The sequence below is a fragment of the Pseudomonas sp. Sample_9 genome, from assembly GCF_004307535.1.
Taxonomy (GTDB): Bacteria; Pseudomonadota; Gammaproteobacteria; order Pseudomonadales; family Pseudomonadaceae; genus Aquipseudomonas; species Aquipseudomonas mercuritolerans.
In genome coordinates this window covers 14921-34881 of the sequence record NZ_RAZO01000512.1, presented here as the reverse complement: position 1 = coordinate 34881, position 19961 = coordinate 14921, and the positions used below count along the sequence as shown (strand labels likewise).

Annotated in this window: 14 protein-coding genes; 1 reads left to right on the top strand and 13 read right to left on the bottom strand. The window is 60.6% G+C overall.

Going from position 1 to position 19961, the window contains the following annotated elements; translation table 11 throughout:
• Position 1: 1 nt before the first annotated feature.
• The 11 genes from glgX to D6877_RS29070 form a co-directional block, all read right to left on the bottom strand.
• Positions 2-2161 (bottom strand): glycogen debranching protein GlgX, encoded by a 2160-nt coding sequence (gene glgX / locus D6877_RS29125; protein ID WP_024012878.1) that lies wholly within the window; start codon positions 2159-2161, stop codon positions 2-4.
• A 238-nt stretch (positions 2162-2399) separates the two neighbouring features.
• A complete protein-coding gene (locus D6877_RS29115; protein ID WP_130912932.1) occupies positions 2400-2738 on the bottom strand; it encodes a DUF2934 domain-containing protein in 339 nt (112 codons plus the stop codon).
• A gap of 21 nt (positions 2739-2759) precedes the next feature.
• Positions 2760-5534, bottom strand: a complete 2775-nt coding sequence (locus D6877_RS29110; protein WP_130912931.1) for a malto-oligosyltrehalose synthase — start codon at positions 5532-5534, stop codon at positions 2760-2762.
• Positions 5531-7609 carry a 4-alpha-glucanotransferase gene (gene malQ / locus D6877_RS29105; RefSeq protein WP_130912930.1) on the bottom strand — a complete coding sequence of 693 codons (2079 nt, stop codon included), beginning with the start codon at positions 7607-7609 and terminating at the stop codon, positions 5531-5533. The genes D6877_RS29110 and malQ overlap by 4 nt, the downstream gene beginning before the upstream one ends.
• Positions 7606-9408, bottom strand: coding sequence for a malto-oligosyltrehalose trehalohydrolase (gene treZ, locus D6877_RS29100; protein ID WP_130912929.1), 1803 nt, complete (start codon positions 9406-9408; stop codon positions 7606-7608). Before treZ ends, malQ begins: the two co-directional genes overlap by 4 nt.
• A gap of 17 nt (positions 9409-9425) precedes the next feature.
• Complete coding sequence (gene glgA, locus D6877_RS29095; RefSeq protein WP_016774645.1) at positions 9426-11012, bottom strand: glycogen synthase GlgA; 1587 nt, start codon at positions 11010-11012, stop codon at positions 9426-9428.
• A gap of 590 nt (positions 11013-11602) precedes the next feature.
• Complete coding sequence (locus D6877_RS29090) at positions 11603-12556, bottom strand: D-2-hydroxyacid dehydrogenase family protein (protein WP_130912928.1); 954 nt, start codon at positions 12554-12556, stop codon at positions 11603-11605.
• Positions 12557-12568: 12 nt separating this feature from the next.
• Complete coding sequence (locus D6877_RS29085; RefSeq protein WP_130912927.1) at positions 12569-13615, bottom strand: alpha/beta hydrolase; 1047 nt, start codon at positions 13613-13615, stop codon at positions 12569-12571.
• A gap of 86 nt (positions 13616-13701) precedes the next feature.
• Complete coding sequence (locus tag D6877_RS29080; RefSeq protein ID WP_071172371.1) at positions 13702-14136, bottom strand: YqaA family protein; 435 nt, start codon at positions 14134-14136, stop codon at positions 13702-13704.
• A complete protein-coding gene (locus D6877_RS29075; RefSeq protein ID WP_041480975.1) occupies positions 14136-14582 on the bottom strand; it encodes a DUF411 domain-containing protein in 447 nt (148 codons plus the stop codon). Before D6877_RS29075 ends, D6877_RS29080 begins: the two co-directional genes overlap by 1 nt.
• A gap of 240 nt (positions 14583-14822) precedes the next feature.
• Positions 14823-16814, bottom strand: a complete 1992-nt coding sequence (locus D6877_RS29070; RefSeq protein ID WP_130912926.1) for a methyl-accepting chemotaxis protein — start codon at positions 16812-16814, stop codon at positions 14823-14825.
• Between the two features lie 353 nt (positions 16815-17167).
• Between D6877_RS29070 and D6877_RS29065 the strand changes: the two genes are divergently transcribed.
• Positions 17168-17695 carry a hypothetical protein gene (locus tag D6877_RS29065; protein WP_130912925.1) on the top strand — a complete coding sequence of 176 codons (528 nt, stop codon included), beginning with the start codon at positions 17168-17170 and terminating at the stop codon, positions 17693-17695.
• Between the two features lie 45 nt (positions 17696-17740).
• Here D6877_RS29065 and D6877_RS29060 read toward each other — a convergent pair whose 3' ends face one another.
• Together D6877_RS29060 and D6877_RS29055 are read right to left on the bottom strand one after the other, a co-directional pair.
• On the bottom strand, positions 17741-18676 hold the full coding sequence (locus D6877_RS29060) for a GNAT family N-acetyltransferase (RefSeq protein WP_130912924.1): 936 nt from the start codon (positions 18674-18676) through the stop codon (positions 17741-17743).
• Complete coding sequence (locus D6877_RS29055; protein ID WP_130912923.1) at positions 18645-19955, bottom strand: phenylacetate--CoA ligase family protein; 1311 nt, start codon at positions 19953-19955, stop codon at positions 18645-18647. The genes D6877_RS29060 and D6877_RS29055 overlap by 32 nt, the downstream gene beginning before the upstream one ends.
• Positions 19956-19961 lie beyond the last annotated feature (6 nt).

The window sequence follows — 19961 nt, the reverse complement described above, 5'->3', positions numbered from 1 at the left end:
ATCAATCTTCTTCGTCACGTTGCAGTTCGAACAACAGCAACGAACGCCCGGTCACCGAATATTCATGGCCGAAGTCAAAGCGCTCCTGGCCGCGAATCGACGGCTGATTGGTGTCGATCATGCAGGTCCAGAAGCCACCGTCCGGCACTTCCGGCAGGGTGAAGTTGACGATGTCGTGGTGCGCGTTGACCACCAGCAACAGGGTCGCGTCGGCACCTTTGCGGCGGATGCCGGTTTCCTGCGCGCGGCCATCGAGGAGCATGCCGAGGCAGCGGTTGTGCGCGTCATGCCAGTGCTCGGTGGTCATCTCGGTAGCGTCCGGTGCCAGCCAGGTCACGTCCTTGACGCCGATGTCTTCGTTGTATTCGCCGACCAGGAAGCGTCCGCGACGCAGGATCGGATAAGTCAGGCGCAGCTTGATCAGGCGTTTGACGAACTTGAGCAGGGCCTTGCCGTCCTCGCTCAGGTCCCAGTTGACCCAACCAATCTCGCTGTCCTGGCAATAGGCGTTGTTGTTGCCGTCCTGGGTGCGGGCGAACTCGTCACCGGCAACGATCATCGGTGTGCCTTGGGCCAGCAGCAGCGTGGCGAAGAAATTGCGCATCTGCCGATGGCGCAAAGCGTTGATTTCCGGATCATCGGTCGGACCTTCGACGCCGTGGTTCCACGACAGGTTGTTGTTACTGCCGTCCTGGTTGTTCTCGTCGTTGGCTTCGTTGTGCTTGTCGTTGTACGAGACCAGATCGTTGAGAGTGAAACCGTCGTGGGCGGTGATGAAATTCACCGACGAATACGGCCGGCGCCCACGCTGGTTGAACATCTCACCAGAGGCAGTCATGCGGCTGGCGAAATCGGCAAGCTGAGCGTCGTCGCCTTTCCAGAAGGCGCGCACGGTGTCGCGGAACTTGTCGTTCCACTCCACCCAGCCCGGCGGAAAGTTGCCGACCTGATAACCGCCGGGGCCGCAGTCCCACGGTTCGGCGATCATTTTCACCTGACGCAGCACCGGGTCCTGACGGCAGGCGACGAGGAAGCTGTGGCGCTCGTCGAAACCATCGTGGTAGCGGCCAAGAATGGTTGCCAGGTCGAAGCGGAAACCGTCAACGTGCATCTCACTGGCCCAGTAGCGCAGGGAGTCGGTGACCATTTGCAGCACGCATGGGTGACTCAGGTCCAGGGTGTTACCGGTGCCGGAGTCGTTGATGTAGTAGCGCTTGTCGTCGGGCATCAAGCGGTAGTAGGAGGCGTTGTCGATACCGCGCATCGACAGGGTCGGGCCTTGCTCGTTGCCTTCGGCAGTGTGGTTGTAGACCACGTCGAGAATGACTTCGAGGTTGGCATCGTGCAGGTGCGCGACCATTTCCTTGAATTCGGCAATCTTGCCACTGGCCAGATAACGCGGGTCCGGGGCGAAGAACGCGATGCTGTTGTAGCCCCAGTAGTTGGTCATGCCCTTTTGCAGCAGATGCTGATCGTTGACGAAAGCATGGATCGGCAGCAGTTCGACAGACGAAACACCGAGCTTGCGAATGTGCTCGAGCACGTCGTCAACCATCAGACCGCCGAAAGTGCCACGCAGGTTTTCCGGCACCGACGGGTGACGCATGCTGATGCCGCGCACGTGGGTTTCATAGATGATGGTCTTGTCCCACGGCACGCTGACGCGATGGTCGTTGCCCCAAGTGTGCGCTGGGTCAATAACCTTGCACTTGGGCACGAACGGCGCGCTGTCGCGCTCGTCGAAACTGAGGTCGGCGTCGGGGTGGCCGATGGTGTAGCCGAACAGCGCCTCCGACCATTTCAGCTCACCGACCAATTGTTTGGCATACGGGTCGATCAGCAGTTTGTTGTGGTTGAAGCGGTGACCATTGGCCGGGTCATAAGGACCATAAACGCGGTAGCCGTAGATCAAGCCAGGATGCGCATCCGGCAGGTAGCCGTGGTAGATCTCATCGGTGTATTCCGGCAGCTCGATGCGTTCGAGTTCGACCTCGCCGGCATCGTCGAAAATGCACAGCTCGACCTTGGTGGCGTTGGCGGAAAACAGAGCAAAGTTCACCCCCAGACCATCCCAGGTCGCACCGAGCGGGAAGGGCAGGCCTTCACGGATTCTCGACGGCTCGGCGTGCGCAGCGGGTTCGGCTTTCTTTGGACGGGTCATGATTGCTCCTGCAAAAAAACGGGACAGTTCAGGCAATGAGATTTCCTGTGGGAGCGAGCTTGCTCGCGAAAGCGTCGGCATATCCGACATCTTCGGGAACGGACCTAGCGCTTTCGCGAGCAGGCTCGCTCCCACAGGGTTGTGTGTTTTTCCCAATTAGGGACTTTCTTCGGGGCGCAAGAACCCCTTGTGGCGAGCACGCTCGCCACACAGTCATTCAGTTCAAAAATGGATCGGGTCAGTTCGCCGGAGGCTTCTTCGCGGCTCGCGGCTTTTTCTCGGCAGCCTTTTCGCCCGGCGGGACTACTTTGGGCGTGGCCGCCGGCTTGGCTTTTGCTGCTGGTTTGGCTTTGGCGGCTGCCGGAGTCTTGCCGTCGGTGCTTTTCGCTGCTGCGCCTGAAGTCTTGCCAGCCACTTTGCTGCCCGCCGCTTTCGGTGGCTTCTTGGGTGCCAGCGCTTCGGCCTCGGCCAGCTTGCGCGCCATTTCCCAATGACGTTCTTCGTGGCCTTCAGGTTTCCCTTCCGACTCCCAGATCTGATAGGCGAATTCGCGAATGCGTTTATCGTCGGTGCTCATCGCAATGCTCCTGAACTGAACTCATGCTTGTGTTAAGTGTTGGATAAAGAGATTGACCGGGACATCCCCCAGCGCTTCGCTGACATTCAGCTCCCTGTTTTGTGTGACTACGCTGCTGGCAAAAAGTCCCTTCAGGTTTGCATCCGAAGCGGCAGACGGTAAAACCACCCGCGTATCGCCCCAGCGCAGCGCATCGACCTGCGGTATGGCACTGTTTTCCAGCAACGTTGCGCAGCGCACCGGCACCACCACAATGGCCCGCACGCCCTCGTGTTCACGCGCGAACGCCAGCACGTTGTGCGCCTGGCTGCCCAGCACTTCCAGTGGCTGGTAATCGCCTCGACGGAACAGCTCGCTGTGTTCCTTGCGCAGGTTCAACACCTCACTGATCAGCGCCTGTTTGATGCGCCCGTCACGCCAGTCCTTGAGCAGTTCGGTACCCGGCACGGATGCCTGCAACGCTTGCTCGCGGGCGGCGTAATCCACCGGGCGGCGGTTGTCCGGATCGACCAGACTGAAATCCCAGTACTCGTTGCCCTGGTACAGATCCGGCACCCCCGGCACGGTCATGCGCAGCAAGGTTTGCGCCAGCCCGTTGAGCGCGCCGGCAGCGGCGATGCTGTTGACGGTCTTGCTCAGCGCCGCACGCAGCAACTCACCTTCTTCGCCGGTCAGCAGCTTTTCCGTGAAAGCCTGTGCCGCGTTTTCATAGGCTTCATTCGGCGCGCTCCAGCTGCTTTGCAGCTTGGCTTCGCGCAGGGCTTTCTGTTGCCACTGCCAGATGCGCTTGGCGTAATCGGCGAAACCGGCCTTGTCGTCGTCCCGCAGATCCAGCGGCCAACTGCCGAGCAATGCCTGATAGAGGATCAGCTCGTCGCCAGCGGAAGGCGCGTCATCTTCGATGCGCACCGGGCGGGCGAGGGCGCGCCACAGTTCGACCTGATCGGCGTACCAATGGCTGCGCTCGCTGAGTACCGCCAGCCGGGCGCGGGTGTCTTCGCCGCGCTTATGGTCATGGGTAGCAGTCGCGAGCAGGTTGTCAGGAAACTCGGCCATGCGCTGTTGATTGACTTCGTGGAACTCGCTGACCGGCGCGCTGAATTGCTCGGTGTTGTAACCGACATCATTGCGCGACAGCAGCACCGCCGAGCGATACAGCGCGGTGTCTTCCACGGCTTTGGCAGCTGCCGGCGAAGTCAGTTGCTGGAAACGCACGCAGGCATGCTTGAGGATCTTGCGCGAGCGACCCCGTGGCTTGCGGCGCCAAGGCGTGCCGCCGAGCCAGCTGGCGACCGAGTCGAGCACTGGCCAGTCAGCTTCGCTGAGGGTTTGCCGTGCTCCATCCATGGCATGCTGGAAAATCGCTTCGTCCTGCTCGGACCGGCCCATGGCGCTGATGTAAGTGCGATAAACCGGGAAGTGCACGATCAACGCGTGGAGCACGCGGCGAATGGCGCCCAAGGTCAGGTCGCGGGTCATCAGGTCATCCCGCGCGACTTGATGCAGGGCCTGCGCGACACTTTCAAAGTCGCTGGCCAGCGAGCCGTTGAGGATCTGCTGACGGGCCAGTTGCGCTTCTTCCATGAACGCAGCCGGGCGCTCAGTGCGGCGCTGCCAGAGTTCGCCGAGCACGTGTTCGCCGTCCGGGTCGTGTTGCAGCAGCGACAGCTGATTCATGAACTCGTAACCGGTGGTACCATCAACGCTCCAGTCGCGGCGCAGGGTTTCGCCCTCACCAAGGATCTTTTCGACATAGATGGGCAGATGACGTCCCGGTGCCAAGTGATCGAGACGCCGACGCAGTTTGCGGCAGTAACCACGCGGATCGGCGAGGCCGTCGATGTGGTCGATGCGCAGGCCGTCGACCAGACCTTCTTCAACTAACTGGAAGATCTTGCCGTGGGTCGCTTCGAACACCGCAGGACGCTCGACGCGCAGGCCGCCAAGCTCGTTGATGTCGAAGAAGCGCCGCCAGTTGATGTCGTCCGCCGCCGTGCGCCAACTGGCCAGGCGATAGCTTTGCCGCTCGAGCAACTCGTGGAGCTTGTGGAAGCCGTCCTCGGTGGTGGAATCGAACTGTGCGAGGTTGCCTTCGATAGTCGCCAGAATACGCGGATCGCTTGCCAGCTCGCGCAGCTCTTGCTTGAGCGGCATCGCCAGCGAATGTGCGTCGGTCTGGTAGCTGAGTGTGCTGAAGCGATCTGCCAGAGACTTCAGCGTGTCGTCGGACTTGAGCAGTTCGCCATAGTTGTTCGGGCAGATCGGGAAATGGTGGTCGTAGTGCTCGACGTAAAAAGTGCCGGTCTGTGCGTTGAATTTGAGCTTGAGTGTGCCTTCCTGCAACGCCACGCCGTAGTCGCTGCCCAGGAACGGCAGCAACAACTGGCCTTCCATCAACGGATCCGGCGAGTGCCACTGAATGTCGAAGAACTCGCCGTACGGGCTCAGGCGTCCCCATTCCAGCAGGTCGAGCCACCACGGGTTGTCGTTGCCGCCGACGGCCATGTGGTTGGAAACGATGTCGAGGATCAGTCCCATGTTGTGTTCGCGCAGGGTGCTGACCAGTCGGCGCAACGCCGGCTCGCCGCCCAGCTCAGGATTGACCTGGGTCGGGTCGACCACATCGTAGCCATGCATGGAACCGGCGCGGGCTGCCAGCAGGGGCGAGGCATAGATATGGCTGATGCCGAGTCGGGCAAAGTACGGCACCAGTGGCACCGCTTGTTCGAGGGTAAAACCTTTATGAAACTGCAGGCGCAAGGTGGCGCGCAGTGGCTGGATTTGCTGTTGGTTCATTGGTCACGCTCAGAGGCTTGAAGGCGCGCGCAGGCCAGCAGTTCCAGGCGGCGGGCGGCATCGGGGCCGTCCAGCAACGCTTCGCTGGGACCGGGTAAACGTCGCGACCAGTTCGGATGTGAATCGGTGGTGCCAGGCAGATTCGGCTGTTCATCGATACCCAAGGCATCCTCCAGCGGCAGCAGGACCAGCGGCGCGCGGGTATGGCCGAGGAAACGCACACTGGCATCGACCACTTGATCGGCTTCGTGGGACTCTTCGCGGAAGTTCTGCGGATCCTGGCGCAGCGCATCGCGCAGGCCTTCGCGTTCACGCTCACGATGCCGACGCCAGTCGATTTCGCCGTTGGCATCGACCAGACCGAGGCGTGCATTCCAGTCGATGTCACGACCATGCCACCAACCGTTGAGCGTCGGCAGGTCATGGGTGCTGGTGGTGGCCAGCGCATCATCCGGCCAGTCGAGAATCGGTTTGAAGCGGGTGTTGTCCTGTTCGAACAACAGCACGCGCATGCCCAGGATTGACCGCGCGGCAAGTTTTTCCCGCAGGCCTTCCGGCACGGTGCCGAGGTCTTCGCCGAGCACGATGGCCTGATGCCGATGGGATTCCAGGGTCAGCAGGCGCAACATGTCGTCGAACGGGTAATACAGATAGGCGCCATCGGCCGGGGCGGCACCGTTGGGAATCACCCACAGGCGTTGCAGGCCCATGACATGGTCGATACGCAGGCCGCCGGCGTGGGCGAAGTTGGCGCGCAGCATGTCGATGAAGGCACGGAAACCGTTGCGGATCAGCCCTTCCGGCGAGAACGCGGAAATGCCCCAGCCCTGGCCGCTGCGATTGAGGATGTCCGGCGGCGCGCCGACGGTCAGCGAGGCGAGCAATTCATCCTGAAAACTCCAGGCCTGACTGCCTGCACCGTCAGCACCGACGGCGAGGTCGGCGATCAGACCGATGCCCATGCCAGCACTGCGCGCAGCAGTTTGGGCGCGTTCGAGGCAGCGATGGATCAGCCATTGGCAGAAGGCGAAATAACCGATGCGCTCGGCGTATTCCTCGGCAAACGCGCCGAGCGCCGCGCCGCGCGGGTCCTGCCAGTGCTCCGGCCATTCGCGCCAGTCGAGGCTTTCGCCACGGGCGGCGCGCATTTCCTGAATCGCTTCGAAGCGGCAATGGTTTTCCAGCGCTTCGCCACCGGCATGGCGGAAACTGGCGAAGTCGGCGTGCAGCGGATGCTCACCAGCGACGAAACCGTCATACAAGGCTTGCAGCAGTTTCTGCTTGGCTTCGGCAGCGGTCGGCCAGTCGATCAGCTTGAGATTTTCCAGCTGCTCGAACTGCGCGGCCAGACCACTGGCATCAATTGCATCACGCAACGCGCGTTCGCCGAGAATGCTCCCCGGCGCGGCATACAGTGAATTGAGAAACAAACGGCTGGACGGCGAATAAGGGCTGTAGCGGCCATTGTCTGCGCTGAACATCGCGTGCATCGGGCTGATCGCCAGCGCATCGGCGCCACGTTCACCCGCGACACGAACCAGTTCCTCCAGCGCCTGGGTGTCGCCAAAACCACCGTCACCCGGACGGCGCAGCGAATACAACTGGGCGCTCAGACCCCAGGCGCGCGGGATCGGGCTATCGACCGCATCGGCGACGCTGAAGCAGCGTTCAGGCGCCACGGCGAGCGTGAAATACTGATCGGCGATATGCACTTGCTGGTAACCGACCGGAATCAAGCCGGGCAACATGGCTTCGTTGTCCAGCTTCAGGTTCATCTGCGAGCCGTCTTCAAGATGGATTTCGCAGGGGGTTTCCGGTGAGAAATAGCGACTAAGGTCGAGGGCGACGCCCACGTCGCAGGTCAGCAGGGGCGGCAAATGGCGGTCTTGCTGGACTTCTTGCAATTCCAGCAGGCTGGCATCGATTTCTTGCGCGGTGCTGGCGGGGTGGCCGAGTCCGATCAGGACATTGCGCAACACAGCAGGAGCGACTTTTTGCTGACGCCCGTTGGCGTCGATCCAGTCGACGGCAAGGCCGGCTCGACTGGCGAGTATTTCCAGTTGCGCATCGCTCATAGGCGCTCTCCATCCAGGGGGTGCAAAAGGGGTGCGGCCGTGAGGCTGACGAGCGCGGTGTACGCCGGCAGTTGGTTCGGGTCCGACAGTTCGACTGCGGCTGGCTGTTGAAACAACCACTCGGTATCAGTCTGTGCAGGGTTGACCACTGGCGTGTCACTGAGGTTCAGGTCAATTCGCAGCTCACTGCCGTTGCCCAGCCGCCAGCGTGCGCTGACCGCGCCATGGCCGAGCATTTGCGCGCCCAACGCTTGAGTTCCGGAGAGGTGGGGAATGATGTACTGGTGACGCAACTTCAACAGCTGCCGGTAGAGCTCTTGCGTCTCCTGTTGTAACGGCGTGCCACTGCCAACCAGTCGTGGCTGCGAGGCGCGGAAGGTTTCTTCGGCATTCGGATCGGGGATCTGCTCGCGCTTGTGCGGATCGGTAAAGGCACTGAACGCGGCGAACTCATTGCGCCGGCCTTCTCGCACCAGCTCTGCCAGTTCACCGTGGTGGCTGGTAAAAAACAGGAACGGTTGCTCGGCGGCAAACTCGTCGCCCATGAACATCAACGGAATCATCGGCGACAGCAGCAACAACACCGTCGCCGCTTGTACCGCACGCGGGTCGGCGAGCTGATGCAGGCGTTCGCCAAAGGCACGGTTGCCGATCTGGTCATGGTTCTGCAGGAACAGCACGAAAGCAGTGGAGGGCAGATGTTCGCTCGGCTCGCCGCGAGGTTCGCCATGGCGAGTGATGTGGCCCTGGAACACGAAGCCCTGACTCAGGCAGCGCACCAGTTGCTCGGTGGGCTGCGCAGCATAGTCAGCGTAATAGGCGTCGGTTTCGCCGGTCAGCAGCACGTGCAAGGCGTTATGACCGTCGTCGTTCCACTGCGCGTCGTAGTCGTTTTCCAGCAGGCTCGACTGGTTCAGCTCGTTCTCGACGGTCAGCCAGACGTGCCGGGTCGGGTCTATCTGCTGGCGAATGCGTCGGGCCAGATCGCTGAGAAAGTCGGGATCTTCAATCGCGTGCACCGCATCCAGACGCAGGCCGTCGAAACGGTATTCAAGCAGCCACATCAGCGCGTTTTCAATGAAGAACTCGCGCACTTCCGGACGACGGAAGTCGATCGCCGCGCCCCAGGGCGTGTGCTTGTCCTCGCGGAAAAAGCCTTTGGCGTAACGATGCAGATAGTTGCCGTCGGGACCGAAGTGGTTGTAAACGACGTCGAGAATCACCGCCAGGCCATGGCCGTGGGCGGTGTCGATCAGGTGTTTGAGTTGTTCCGGTGTGCCGTAGGAGGCTTGCGGGGCATAGGGCAGCACTCCGTCGTAGCCCCAGTTGCGATCACCGGGGAATTGCGCCAGCGGCATCAGTTCGATGGCGGTAATGCCCAGCGCCACCAAGCGCGCCAGATGCTGTTCAACTTCGGCAAATCCACCGAGCGCACCGACGTGCAGCTCGTAAATCACCGCTTCGCTCCACGGCCGACCATTCCAGGTCGTGTGCCGCCATTGATAGGCATGGGGGTCGACCACCACGCTGTGGCGGTCGAGGTCACCATCCTGCGCTCTGGAGGCCGGGTCCGGCACCTCCAGTTCGCCATCGATGCAGTAACGGTAGCGACTGCCCGCCGGGCAATTGGCCTTGATTACAAACCAACCGTCGCCCTGAGGCAGCATGGGCAACGATTTTCCATCTTCCAGTTCCACACTGACGTAGAACGCGTCAGGCGCCCACAACGCAAATTGCGTGTGCTCGGCATCCAGCATGATCGCGCCGTGGGGCCAGGTTTCTTGGGTCCTTGACGGCATTTTCTGCAACTCCCTGGTTATTTGTGGCTGGCTTTACCCAACGCCTTGGCGACCAGTTGTTCGTAAAGTTCGGCGTACGGTTCAACCGCTTTGCTCCAGTTGAACGGTGCAGCCATGGCGCGGCAACGCATGGCATTGAGCAATTCCGGGAAGGCGAAGACCTTGAACGCGCGGCTCAGGGCTTCTTTATAGCTATCAACGGTGGACTCATCGAAGAGGAAACCGGTGACGCCGTTTTCAATGGTGTCGGCCAGACCGCCGGTGTTGCGCGCGACCGGCAACGAGCCGAAACGCTGGGCGTACATCTGGCTCAGGCCGCAAGGCTCGTAACGCGAAGGCATCAGGAGGAAATCGCTGCCGGCGAACATGCGTCGGGCATCGGTTTCGTTGAAGCCAATGCGTACGCCGATCTGGCCTGGGAAGCGCAGAGCCAATTCGCGCATGGCTTGCTCTTCTTCCGGCTCGCCGCGACCAATGATTGCGATCTGACCACCGTTCTGCACGATGAACTCGGACACCGCTTCGGTGAGGTCGAGACCTTTCTGATAGACCAGGCGCGAAACCACGGCGAACAGTGGGCCGGTAGAGTCATTCAGGCCGAACAGCTCACGGACGTGGGCGGCGTTGACCGCTTTGCCTTCCCAGTCGCCGATGGCGAACGGGGCGAACAGGTGCGGGTCGGTCGCCGAATCCCAGCTCTCGTCGATGCCGTTCGGGATGCCGCTGAGCAGGCCTTGCTGGGTCTTGGCGGCAAGGAATCCGTCGAGGCCACAGCCGAAGTCCGGGGTGGTGATTTCCTGAGCATACGTCGCGCTGACGGTGGTGATGTGGCTCGAATAGGCCATGCCGGCCTTGAGGAACGACATCTTGCCGTAGAACTCCATGCCTTCCTGTTGCAGGGCATGGGTGGGAATCCCCAGCTCCGGGCAGGAACCAAGGCTGGTCACGCCTTGATAGGCAAGGTTGTGAATGGTGAACAGCGTTGGCGTGCGCTGCCCGCGCCAGTGCATGTAAGCGGGCGCGAGGCCAGCCGGCCAGTCATGGGCGTGCACCAGATCCGGGCGCCAATGGATTTGCGCAAGATTGGCGGCGATGTCGGCAGCGGCCAGGCCGAGACGGGCGAAGCGGATATGGTTGTCCGGCCAGTCGCGACCGTTGTTGGCGCCGTAAGGGCCACCCTCACGCTCGTAGAGTTCAGGGCAGATCAGCACGTAGATCACCAGGCCATCGGGCATGTCCATGCGCCCGATCTTGCAAGGTGGCAGCGCGGCATGGCCACCCAGCTCGCCGATGATGTGAATCGGGTTTTCGCTGTGCACCACTTGCGGATAACCGGGGATCAGCACCCGCACATCATGCAGATGGGCCATGGCCCGGGGCAGGGCGGCGGAGACGTCACCGAGGCCGCCGGTCTTGACCAGATCGGCGATTTCCGAAGTCACGAACAACACTTTTTTCTTGTTGGGATTCTGGCTTGCTACCGGAGCAAGCGTCTTGGTGCCGGGTACGTTGATCTGTCGGCTGCCGGGAACACTGATGGTGCTCGATTCTCCAAGCGACTGGTGAGCACGCTCTCCCTGAATATCCAATGCCGCACTGATCATATGTATCTCCCGTGTGTGATCTGATTCTTGTCTCGAACAAGCTGTTTCGTGGCCAAGTCCTGTGGCCGGGCGCAAAGGCGCCACGCATCGGTGAGCAAATGCTGACCCAACACGCGCAAGCAGAATGGGTGGTGAGGCCGTTGCAAGGATTACACCAGTCGCTTTCGCCCAGTTGTTCTGATGACCTGTGGCGTGAAGCAAAAGTTTCGACTTTTTTTCGTCGGTATGACCGAGTGGTTTGGCCACTGAAAAATCAGTCTAGGCCAGATCCTAGAGCGGGTAAGGGCAAATGGGTAAATTGTTCGACAATCGGTTGTGTCGGGATGTTAGCGAGGGTTGAGGAGGGGAAACGCTCCGACGAAGGGCATGTTTTTCGGTCGGAGTGGGCCAAAACGGTGACTGAGCGGTCACGATTTTTGTGCTAAGGGATGGGCGGGTTGCACCGTTGTGGTGCGAGGGTATTTCAGCGTGGTATCTGAGATGACCCTTCGCGAGCTGGCTCGCTCCCACATTGGGACGCGTACAACCTGTGGGAGCGAGCCTGCTCGCGAAGAGGCCTGTTGCAGCAACTGAACTTTAAAGCGATGGAATCAATTCAACAGACGCACCGGCTCCCCAGCTGCCCAACTCTGAATATCCTCGATCATCTGCCGGAAGAACTGCTCGTAATTCTGCCGACTGACATAGCCCACATGGGGGGTAGCGAGGACATTGTCCAGCGTGCGAAACGGGTGCAGGGCCGGCAAAGGCTCTTGCTCGAACACGTCCAGCGCCGCCCCGGCAATTCGCCGTTTCTGTAGCACCTTGATCAACGCCGCTTCATCGACGATCGGCCCGCGAGCAGTGTTGACCAGCAGCGCGCTCGGTTTCATCCACTCCAGCGCCTGGGCATCGACCAGACCGCGACTGCGCTCGCTGAGCACCAGATGCACCGACAGCACGTCGGCCTGCTCGAACAGTTGCTGCTTGCTGACGTACGTCACACCGGCCTGTCCAGCGCGTTCGGCCGTGAGGTTTTCGCTCCAGGCAATCACCCGCATGCCGAATACCTGGCCGAACTGCGCGACCCGCTGGCCGATGCTGCCAAGGCCGAGGATGCCCAGGGTCTTGCCGTGCAGGTCGCCGCCGAGTCCTTGTTGCCACAGGCCGGCGCGCAGGGCATTGGCTTCCTTCACCAGATCACGGGTTGCCGCCATGATCAGCGCCCAGGTCAGTTCCGGCGCGGCGTGTTTATAGCTGTCGGTGCCGCAGACCTTGATGCCCAGCGCTGCTGCAGCCGGCATGTCCAGCGCCGCATTGCGCATGCCGCCGGTGACCAGCAACTTCAGATTGGGCAGGCGCCCGAGCAGGTCGGCATCAAAACGCGTGCGTTCGCGCATCACGCAGATCACTTGGTACTTGCCCAAGCGCTCGGCCAGCGTGGCGTTGTCGGCCGGGTAATCGTGCACAAAGGTTACTTCACCGATGCCCTCGAGCACGGACCAGTCGACCACGTCACGTGCCACGTCCTGCCAGTCATCGATCACTGCAATCTGCACCGTCATCGCCTTACCTCATCAAGGAGCGGAAGGAGTCTTGCCCAGCCAGCCGAGCAACGCCTGATGGAATTTCTCCGGTTCTTCCATCTGTGGCGCGTGGCCCATGCCCGGGAATTCGATCAGCGTCGACTGCGGAATCAGCTTGGCGACCTGTTTACCGAGCACGTCGTAATGACCGATTTTCGCTTTCACTTCCGGCGGTGCGAGGTCCTTGCCGATGGCAGTGGTGTCGGAGGTGCCGATCAGCAACAGGGTCGGCATCTTCAGGTCCTTGAACTCGTAGTACACCGGCTGGGTGAAGATCATGTCGTAGATCAGCGCCGAGTTCCACGCGACCTGGGTCTTGCCCGGACCTTTGCTCAGACCGGCGAGCATGTCGACCCAACGATCGAATTCCGGCTTCCAGCGGCCATCGTAATAGGTGGTGCGCTCATAGTCGCGAATGCCCTTGGCCGTGACCTTCAACTCACGCTGATACCACTGATCGACGGTGCGATACGGAACGCCGAGGGCTTTCCAGTCTTCCAGACCGATCGGGTTGACCATCGCCAATTGATCGACCTGCTCCGGGAACAGCAGCGCATAACGGGTGGCGAGCATGCCGCCGGTGGAGTGGCCGAGCAGGGTGGCTTTCTGGATACCCAGGGCTTTGAGCAGTTGCTGAGTGTTAGTGGCCAGTTGCTGGAAGCTGTACTGATAGTGCTCAGGTTTGCTGGAGGTGCAGAAACCGATCTGGTCCGGCGCAATAACGCGGTAGCCGGCATCGCTCAAGGCCTTGATCGAGCTGTCCCAGGTCGCCGCGCAAAAATTCTTGCCGTGCATCAGCACCACGGTGCGGCCGTTGGCCTTGCCGTTGGCGGCGACGTCCATGTAACCCATTTGCAGCTTCTGGCCTTGGGATTCAAAGGCGAAGTGTTTAAGCGTGTAGGGGTACTGGAAGCCTTGCAGCTCCGGGCCGTAGGCAGGCCCTTCGGCGGGGGCGGTTTCAGTGGCTGCGTGCGCCATTAATGGCAGGGCAGCGCTGAGGACGAGGCCGGGCAGCCAGCGGGAAAGCGTGACGGACATAAGCACAAACTCCTTGAAAATTGGCCGACTCTGGAAGGCGGGGATTACGCCGACGTTAAACAAAGGCAATCACACTGAGGGTTGGTTCAACCGAGCCAGCCCAGTGTCAGCAAGGCCAGCACGCCATAGCGCGCGCCTTTGGCCAGGGTGACGATCAACAGAAAGCGCCCGAGCGGTTCGCGCATGACGCCGGCTATCAAGGTCAGCGGATCGCCGATCACCGGCAGCCAACTGAGCAGCAGCGACCAATGCCCATAGCGCTCGTAGTGCTTGCGCGCCTTGGCCATGTGCTTGGGACTGACCGGGAACCAGCGTCGATCCTGAAAGCGCTCGATGCCCCGGCCCAGCCACCAGTTGACCAGTGAACCGAGCACGTTGCCCAGCGTCGCCACCGCGAGCAAACCCCACAGCCAGTAACGCTCGCTGACGATCAGGCCGACCAGCAGCGCCTCGGATTGCAATGGCAACAATGTTGCCGCACCAAACGCAGCAAAGAACAGGCCGAAGTAGGCTGCCCCCATCAACGGGCCGGGTAGTCCGCCACTACCACGTCAGCGCCGTCCTTCTTCAGGCCGATCACTTGGTACGCATCGCTCATGCCGTCCATTTCCATGCCCGGCGAGCCCATTGGCATGCCCGGCGCAGCCACACCCAGCAGATCGTCGCGCTTGCTCAACGCAAGCACCTGATCGGCCGGCACATGGCCTTCGACGAATTTGCCATTGATGATCGCCGTGTGGCAGGACGCCAGACGCGGTGGTACGCCGTGCTGCTGTTTAAAGCTGCTCATGTCGCTTTCGACGTGGTCTTCGACTTTGAAGCCATTGGCTTCGAGATGGCTGATCCATTTTTTGCAGCAGCCGCAATTGGCATCGCGGTGCACTTCGATCGGGATCAGTTCGGCGGCTTGCGCCAGGGAGGAGATGAACAGGGCGCTCAGGGCGAGCAGACGCAGTTGGCTTCGCATGGGAATGGGCTCTCGACTCGGTGAAGGTCAGCAAGAACGCATTTTGACCTGTTTTCCCGCTCCTATATCAACTGAGTGTTTCCAGTTGCTACAAAACACCCGAACCAATGTGGGAGCGAGCCTGCTCGCGAATGCGGTCGGCCAGCCGCAGCTACAGTGACTGAAAAATCGCTTTCGCGAGCAGGCTCGCTCCCACAGGGGATTGGCGTAAAGGCCAAAATCCCCGTGGTCGCGGTTGGCTTAACTGACCTTGAACCGCCCCATGATCGCGCTCACGCGGCTATTGGCTTCGAGCAATTGGCGGGTATTCAGCTCGCTGGCCTGGCCGCTCTGCACCAGTTCATCGACCATGTGGCGGATCTGCACCATGCTGCGGTTGATTTCTTCGGTCACTGCGCTTTGTTGTTCAGCGGCGGTGGCGATCTGCGTGCTGAGGCTGTTGATATGGCTCACCGAACCGGCCATTTCGTCCAGCCCCGAGTTGACTCGGGCGGTGGCGTCAGCGGCGGACTGGCAACTGGCCTGGGTGTTTTCCATGGCGCTGACCGACGAACTCACGCCTTGGGTCAGACGGGTCAACATTTCGTTGATTTCCGAAGTGCTGGCCTGAGTGCGGGCGGCGAGGGCGCGGACTTCATCCGCCACTACTGCAAAGCCGCGACCCTGTTCACCGGCCCGGGCCGCTTCAATCGCCGCGTTGAGGGCGAGCAGGTTGGTCTGCCCGGCAATCGCACCGATCACGCCGAGGATTTCGGTGATGCGCTGGGCGTCCTGCTGCATGTTTTCAACTTTATGTGTAGCGCTGGCCACTTCGTCGATCAGCGCGACCACGCTGTTGGTCGCTTCACCCACCACGACGCGCGAGCGATCGGCGTTTTCATTGGCGCGCTGGGTGAACGCAGCGGTTTCAGCGGCATTCTGCGCCACGCTTTCAGCGGTGGAACTCATTTCGGTAATGGCGGTGACGGTCTGGTCGGTTTCCGAGGCGTGACGCAGCAGAATCTGGCTGGTGTGCGCCGAGGTGCGTTGCAGATTGTCGAGGCTGGAAGCCATGGCGCCGGTGGCCTGGGTGACTTCGCCGATCATGTTCTGCAGGTAGACGATGAAGGTGTTGACCGAATGGCCGATGGCACCTAGTTCGTCTTCGGCGCGAATGGTGATGCGGCGAGTCAGGTCGGCGTCGCCGCTGGACAGCGAATCGATGTTGGCTTTTAGAGCCTTCATGCGCTGTACCAGTTTGCGAATCGCGTAAACCTGCAACAGCACCAGCAGGATCACCAGTGGAATCTGGATCAGGCTGAGACTGTTGAGCACATCGTCACGCTGGGCGGTGAGCATCTTGGTCGGCAGGGCAGTGGCGAGGAACCACGGTGTGCCCTCGATAGGGCGCATGAAGAATGTGGCGTCTTCACCGTTGTTGTCGAACTCGACGCGCTGCGCTTTATCGCGGTTCTGCAGGCCGGTCTTGATCTGATTGATGAAGGTTGAGCTGGCCGCCAGTTCGCTGATGTTCTTCAACACGATCGGGCCGCTGATGCGCGAACTGTTGCTGATGATCTTGCCGTCAGCCTCGACGATAAGCATCTCGGCGTTGAGGTCTTTTTCCTTGCGCGCTACCAGATCGTTGAAAAAGCCCAGGGTCACGTCGATGGTCGAGACGCCCCAGGCGCTACCGTTCTTGTAGATCGCCATGGCGCAGTTGGTGCGCGGCTCGGCACTGGCGTCGTCCTTATAGGCAGCGGCCCACGCGCATTGGCCGCGCGGGGTGGCCATGCCGCCCTTGTGCCAGCTCTGGTCGTAGTAGTTGGGTGCGGCGTCGCTGTTCCAGAACGTATTGACCTTGAGCTGACCCGAGGCATCCCGGTGCCAGAAGGTGCTGAACTTGTTGCGCCCGGCTTCACGCTGGCCCGGCAACGGCCAGATGCCGCCGCCGAAGACTTTCAGTTCGCCGTACTGATCCACCAGCCCTGGCAGCACCACGTCGATCGCGGCGCTGTCGAGCAGGGGGATGGTCTGGGTAATGCTGCGTTGCTGCGCCTGCACCTTGTTCAACTCGCCTTGAATCTGCACGGCGACTTCGGCGATCCGGTTGAGCACCACCTTCTCTTCGGTATCGCGCAGGGTCGGAGCGACCAACTGGCTGATGCCGACCACGGTCAGCACGGACAACAGCAGAATGAACAGAACCAGAAACAGCGTGTAGCGAGCCTGAATAGTGCGCAGTGCGGGCATGGAACTGATCCTTGAGCGGCGTTTTTTATTGGAAGGCAGGGTCAAAACAGGACGGGTATCACAGCGTATCGACTTAGCGCGCGGAAGCTTTAGGTACTTGCGTGCCTAAAGAACACAGGGCGATGACCGGTTGGTATCGGGATTGGTACATCCCTGGAAATCGACACGTTTGTTACATCCTGATGAACACTTTGAAGCAACGTTTGTGGGCTTTCGGCCCTGTCTCAGAATGTACGAGATTTGTAAAAAAGCGCACAAAAGGGTTGGTTGGATCAGGCGAAGCGGCCGATACTCGCGCCCATTCAAATCGTTGGACAAGGACATTTCATGCTCACTGCACAAGGAGTACTCGCATGACGATCGGCTATACCGGCGCCTGGGAAAGCAAGGCGGGCGTTCTGGTCCGTGATACCGGCGCGAAGAAGCAGGTTTCGCAGAGCGTCAAAGTGCAGCAGATGTTGACCCTGGTCGGTAACGATCCGAATGCACTGAATGTCGCGGAGATGGACAAACAGGGCTTGCGCAAGCAGATCAAGGGTTTCGACCCCGCCAACGTCTCCGTCAAGCAACTGGGCAACCTGAGCGAGTTTCTGCGCGGGCGCGGCCTGATTTCCGAGATCACCTCGATTACCTTGCTCAATGCCGGCGACAAGTTCGACCGGTTCGGCGTGCAGAAGGACCCGGAGGCTAAGTTCAACGCGCTGGAATATTTCGCCACGCAGCTCGATGCTATCCAGACCAACAGTCTCAATGGCAATTACTACGGCAAGAGCCTGATTCCCGAATTCAAGAAAGCCATTTACGTCCTGCAGAATCTCAAGACCTATGGTGAAGGCAACGCTGCCGTGCCATCCGACAAGGGCCTGACGGCCAAGGCATAAGCCCGCGCGCAGTTGAGCGGGCTCATGTCGTTTACTGGCGCTCGTTCAAACCGGCGGCAAATCACCACTGCCGATTTGCCGTCGTATCTGATCATGCAGCGTCTGCATGTGCGGGCAATGCAATGCCAGTTTGCGCGGACGGTAACCGCGATGGAACAACGCCAGCCATCCCCCGCAATTGTCATGCGCCGGCGCCAGGCCGGTGAAAGCGAAACCGATGGCGTTCAGGCTGTGCAGGTCCCCGGCAAAGTGTCGCGACAGCTGCAGATGAATCGAAATCAGCCAATGCCTGGGTAATGCTCTGAGCTGGCTGAGCAGTTCCGGGTCGAGTTTCTCCAGCAGCATTTCATGGCGATTGCCATGTTGTTCGACCTGGACCGAGGCCCCGCGCCAGCGTGTAGCGCCGGCCCCGACACCGAATACGTCCGCCAGTCTGTGCATGAACGTACGGCAGCTGGGGGGCCACACCTGCGCTGGCAGTGGTCGCTGATAACCATCGATGGCGCGAACGCCCACCACGATCGACTCCGGCATCTTGCAGCCGAAAGGTGAGCGGACGTAATCCGGGAGCAGTCCGGTGTTATGGAAACCGAGGTTGAGGGCCATGCGTTGGGTGTAAGGGTGATGGGTCACCTGTTTGATCGAAACGCTGCGACAGCCCAACGCCTGCGCGTGAGTGAGCAGTTGCTCGCCCAGCCGCGTGGCAATGTTCTGCCCGCGTGTGTCGGGATGTACGGCGCTCAACGCCAACTCGGCGTCGTGCGCTTTTTCGCTCTGCCGATACAAGGTCGCATGACCCCGGATCCGCTCGCCCTCGACTGCCACCAGTGAATGCCAGCGTTTATCCGCATGGTTTTGGTTGATCAGACAGGGCAGATACACGTCGATCTTCAGGTAACGGTCGCCATAAACCTCGCGAAACAGTTCGCTGACAGCAACCGCGTCGCTGTCACGGTAATTGCGCAGGACCAAAGATTCCATCAGACACCTCCCTGTCATTCCGGTCATAGCAGCGCAGATCAATCACCCGCAGTCGTTTGCCTGCGCGAGGATGACGTGCGAGATCCTCGAATTGGCAGCTTTGAATACGCAACTCCAGTAACCCTGCGGCCTGCAGGGGCAATATCCCGGGGTAGAGTTCGATCAGTCGCGCTTCAAGCTGGCCGAGCCTGCAGATCGAGCGTTCGTTGATCACGCATTTGAAGGTCAACACATCGCTGCCGTCGGCCTGCTCGATCAACAACTGCCAGTCGTCGCTGCCCGTGATGCATCGCACGGTTTCGCCGATTTCATCGGTTATCAGCGACAGAATGCCGACCCGAACACGCTGGCTGCTGGCGCTGCGGCCTTTCAAGGCGAATTTGCGTTGCGCGGTTCCAGTCGGTTCGCGCCAGCACGCCAGATCACCCACGGGATAGCGGATCAGCGGCATCAGGCGCCGATGCAGATTGGTCAACACCAGCAGACCTGTTTGCTCGCAGGCCTCGACCGTTGCGCCGCTGTGCTGATCGACAATCTCCAGCAGGACGTGGCCGTCTGGCGTGCGATGTTCGCCTTCCCTGCAGTCACGATGACTGGCACCGATAAATCCTCCGTCGACGCTGGCGTAGCCGATCGAGGCAATGCGCGCGTTGGGCAGCACTTGCTCAAGGAGTTGGCGCTGTGAGGCAAACAGGCTTTCTCCGCCGTAAAGCACGGTATCAACCAACGGTAACGCAAGGTTGCGTTGCTTGAGCCAACTGGCGAAGGTCAATAGTTGCGCTGGCACGCCAGCCAGCACGTTGATCCGGTGCTGGGCGATGGCATCGGCCAACTTCAGCGGATCGACCTCACCGGTAAACGGAAACTCGGTGATCGCTGTTTCAACATGGGCCAGCGAATCATGGATAAACAGAAAACTGGCGTACAGGTCGCCAGCGAAAAACAGATTGGCGACACGGTCGCCAGGGCTGAATTGACCGCTCAGACTGCGGCCGAAATCTTCGACCGTGCGTTGCCATTCAGTGCGGGTATAGACCGAAAGCCTGCCGCCGCCGGTTGAGCCACCGGTCTTGAAGACCAAGGCGTGTTCAATGGGAGCTGTCAGTACCGGCCAGTGCGCCAGATCCGCACTGACTTTCCAGAAATCTGCCGGATCAAGCAACGGTAATTCGCACAGCGAGTTTATTGCCTCGGGAACATCGGCGAGGCTGTTCTTGTAGTAGGGCGAATGCTCACGGGCATAACCCGTCAATTCGCTAATCGGGTCGGTTGTTTTCACGATGTA

What these genes read in the sequence shown, in the direction of transcription:
- glgX (WP_024012878.1), bottom strand. Translation starts at nt 2,161, where the DNA reads ATGACCCGTCCAAAGAAAGCCGAACCCGCTGCGCACGCCGAGCCGTCG.
- D6877_RS29075 (WP_041480975.1), bottom strand. Translation starts at nt 14,582, where the DNA reads ATGCGAAGCCAACTGCGTCTGCTCGCCCTGAGCGCCCTGTTCATCTCC.
- D6877_RS29085 (WP_130912927.1), bottom strand. Translation starts at nt 13,615, where the DNA reads ATGTCCGTCACGCTTTCCCGCTGGCTGCCCGGCCTCGTCCTCAGCGCT.
- glgA (WP_016774645.1), bottom strand. Translation starts at nt 11,012, where the DNA reads ATGATCAGTGCGGCATTGGATATTCAGGGAGAGCGTGCTCACCAGTCG.
- treZ (WP_130912929.1), bottom strand. Translation starts at nt 9,408, where the DNA reads ATGCCGTCAAGGACCCAAGAAACCTGGCCCCACGGCGCGATCATGCTG.
- D6877_RS29115 (WP_130912932.1), bottom strand. Translation starts at nt 2,738, where the DNA reads ATGAGCACCGACGATAAACGCATTCGCGAATTCGCCTATCAGATCTGG.
- D6877_RS29110 (WP_130912931.1), bottom strand. Translation starts at nt 5,534, where the DNA reads ATGAACCAACAGCAAATCCAGCCACTGCGCGCCACCTTGCGCCTGCAG.
- D6877_RS29070 (WP_130912926.1), bottom strand. Translation starts at nt 16,814, where the DNA reads ATGCCCGCACTGCGCACTATTCAGGCTCGCTACACGCTGTTTCTGGTT.
- D6877_RS29065 (WP_130912925.1), top strand. Translation starts at nt 17,168, where the DNA reads ATGACGATCGGCTATACCGGCGCCTGGGAAAGCAAGGCGGGCGTTCTG.
- D6877_RS29090 (WP_130912928.1), bottom strand. Translation starts at nt 12,556, where the DNA reads ATGACGGTGCAGATTGCAGTGATCGATGACTGGCAGGACGTGGCACGT.
- D6877_RS29060 (WP_130912924.1), bottom strand. Translation starts at nt 18,676, where the DNA reads ATGGAATCTTTGGTCCTGCGCAATTACCGTGACAGCGACGCGGTTGCT.
- D6877_RS29080 (WP_071172371.1), bottom strand. Translation starts at nt 14,136, where the DNA reads ATGGGGGCAGCCTACTTCGGCCTGTTCTTTGCTGCGTTTGGTGCGGCA.
- malQ (WP_130912930.1), bottom strand. Translation starts at nt 7,609, where the DNA reads ATGAGCGATGCGCAACTGGAAATACTCGCCAGTCGAGCCGGCCTTGCC.